Source organism: Rhizorhabdus sp. (genome assembly GCF_018006725.1).
Lineage (GTDB): Bacteria > Pseudomonadota > Alphaproteobacteria > Sphingomonadales > Sphingomonadaceae > Rhizorhabdus.
Genome location: NZ_JAGMXV010000454.1, coordinates 1 through 2,638 on the forward strand (window position 1 = coordinate 1; position 2,638 = coordinate 2,638).

Consider the following 2,638-nt stretch of genomic DNA (forward strand, 5'->3'; position numbering starts at 1 on the left):
CATCATACTCGATGGAGCGCAGGAAGGCGTCGCGCTTCATGAAGCGCGACGCCTTCCTGCGCTCCATCGAGTATGATGTGCGGTTCAAGCGTCTCGGCCTTACCATTCCGCCGGGCGAGAATTTCACGGGTATCGCGCGCAGCCTGTATGAACAGATCGTAGCGGCGCGCCCCGACGCGATGGTACATGGCTTTTCGCTGGAGCAGGACTTCGACCGCATCCTGTGGCTCTGGCCCGACGCCCGCTTCATCCACCTCGTCCGCGATGGCCGCGACGTTGCGGTGGGCAATGTGCGCGCCCACCGCGCCGGCAATCTTTGGCACGGCATCGCCGATTGGGCCGAGTCCGAGGCGCTATGGGACCGGATGTCACACAAGCTGCCTGCAGATCGGCAATTTGCCCTGCGCTTCGAAATGCTGGCCAACGAACCCGATTATGAACTGCAGCGGCTCTGTGTTTTCCTGGGCTTGCCGACGGTTCCGGCCATGCTCCAGCAGGCGCCGATCCTGATGCAGGAGGCGCAGGGGTTGTGGCGCAAGGCGGAGACGAAGGAGATCTCCGCCGCCGAGCATCGCGCGGCGCGATGGCTTTTGCAGAACAGCTATTTTCTGAGCGGGACGGTCCGGCCGCCGTCGATCATCCGCCGCATCCGGTTGAATCTCAGCAACTGGGTCGCCGTCGCCAATCATCGTCGCCGGCTCCTGGGAACCGGCCTGTGGCTGAAAAGCAAGATCGTCGGCAGGATCGGAACGCGCAAGGCGAAGGCCAGGATCAGACGCCGGCAGTTCGACATCGCCAGCCGCCAGCCCGATTGAGGCGTCCACCACGCCGGATGCGGCGTGGTGGACGAAAACATCAGGCGTCGGGCGCCTTCGCGACGGCCACCAGCGCCGGTCGCAGCAACCGATCCTTGATCATGTACCCGCCCTGCATTTCCTGGACGACCGTGCCTGGCTCGGCGTCGGCCGAGGGAATTTCCAGCATGGCCTGGTGCCGGTTGGGATCGAGCTTCTCGCCGACCGCCTCGATCTTGGTGATGCCATTGCGCTGGAACACATTGTCCAGTTCCTTGGCGGTCATGTCGATGCCGGTCAGTAGCGACTTCACCCGCTCATCCTCGCGCAGGTCGGCGGGAATGGCGGCAAGGGCACGCGCCAGATTGTCGGCAACCGACAGCATGTCCCGGGCGAAGCCGGTTGCCGCATAAGCGGACGCATCGGCCTTTTCCTTTTCGAGACGGCGGCGCACATTCTGGGTCTCGGCCTGCGCGTACAGCACGTCGTTGCGGAGCTTCTCCAGCTCATCCTGCAGCTTCGCGAGCGGATTTTCGGTCGGGGCCTCGGCCTGCTCCGTCACCGCCGGATTTTCCACCTCGTTCGCGTCGATCTCTTCTGCGCTCATGCTTTCTTCCGGTTGTCTTGCGGGCGATCTCCGCCCTCGTTCCGTGCGCTGATATAGTGAAAGACAGCCGCGCGACCAGTGCCCAGCATGATTTTCATGCCCCTTCCCCTTCGACCGGTGACACGCAAAGCGCTTCCCCCTCGCCTGTTCAGGCTCTAGGGGCGCAGTCCATGTCCATTCTCGATTCCCATCGGGAGGCACTGTCCCTCTTGGCGCGCCGGTCGCGCACCCGTCGCCTGATCCCGCGCGGCGGCCTCGATTTCGCTTCCAACGATTATCTGGGCCTGTCCGGTGCGCCCGAGCTGCGTGAGGCGGTCGCCGCAGCGCTGGCCCGGGGAGTGGCGATCGGTGCAGGCGGGTCGCGCCTGCTGCGCGGCAACGATCCCGAGCATGAGGCTCTGGAGGAAGACGCCGCGCGCTTCTTCGGCAGCGAGGCCAGCCTGTTCTTCTCGTCGGGCTTCGCCGCGAACAGCGCGATCTTCTCGACCCTGCCCGCCGGCCGCGACCTGATCGTCCACGACGCGCTGATCCACGCCAGCGCGCATGAAGGCATGCGCCTCGGCCGGGCGGCAACGGTGGAGGCCGGCCATAATGACGTCGGCTCCTTCGCCGATCGCATCGCCCGGTGGCGCGCGGCGGGCAATGTCGGCCGCGTCTGGATCGCGGTCGAGAGCGTCTACAGCATGGACGGAGACGTCGCCCCGCTGGCCGACCTTGCCGCGCTGGCCGATCGCGAGGACGCCTTTCTGGTCATAGACGAGGCCCATGGCACGGGTGTCTTCGGGCGCGACGGACGCGGCCTCGCCGACGGGCTGGACGGGCGCGAAAACGTCGTCACGCTGCGCACCTGCGGGAAGGCGCTGGGCTGCGAAGGCGCGCTGGTCTGCGCTCCGCACGTCCTTACCGACCTGTTGGTGAACAAGGCGCGGGGCTTCATCTTTTCGACGGCGCCCTCCCCCCTCGCCGCCGCAGCGGTCCGGGCCAGCCTTCACATGCTTCAGACGCAGCCAGACCGGCGGCAGAGGCTGCACGATCTGATCGCTTTCGCGCGGACGCGACTGCCCGTCCGGGACAGCCAGATCGTGCCCTACATCATCGGCGAGGACGCCCGCACGATGGCGATCGCCGGCGCGCTCCAGCAGCGGGGCTTCGACGTTCGCGGCATCCGGCCGCCGACCGTCGCCAAGGGCACGTCGCGGCTGCGCATCTCGCTCACGCTCAATGTCGACGAGGACGC

Annotated in this window: 3 protein-coding genes; 2 read left to right on the forward strand and 1 reads right to left on the reverse strand. The window is 66.5% G+C overall.

What is annotated here, in order from left to right:
* A partial coding sequence (locus KAY22_RS27720) for a sulfotransferase (RefSeq protein WP_296626258.1) occupies positions 1 to 815 on the forward strand: 815 nt, incomplete at its 5' end.
* A gap of 40 nt (positions 816 to 855) precedes the next feature.
* On the opposite strand, the gene grpE is transcribed toward KAY22_RS27720, so the two are convergent.
* Positions 856 to 1,401 (reverse strand): nucleotide exchange factor GrpE, encoded by a 546-nt coding sequence (grpE, locus tag KAY22_RS27725; RefSeq protein WP_296626259.1) that lies wholly within the window; start codon positions 1,399 to 1,401, stop codon positions 856 to 858.
* A 170-nt stretch (positions 1,402 to 1,571) separates the two neighbouring features.
* Between grpE and KAY22_RS27730 the strand changes: the two genes are divergently transcribed.
* Positions 1,572 to 2,638 (forward strand): 8-amino-7-oxononanoate synthase (locus tag KAY22_RS27730; RefSeq protein ID WP_296626260.1); only part of this gene is annotated, 1,067 nt, incomplete at its 3' end.

What these genes read in the sequence shown, in the direction of transcription:
- grpE (WP_296626259.1), bottom strand. Translation starts at nt 1,401, where the DNA reads ATGAGCGCAGAAGAGATCGACGCGAACGAGGTGGAAAATCCGGCGGTG.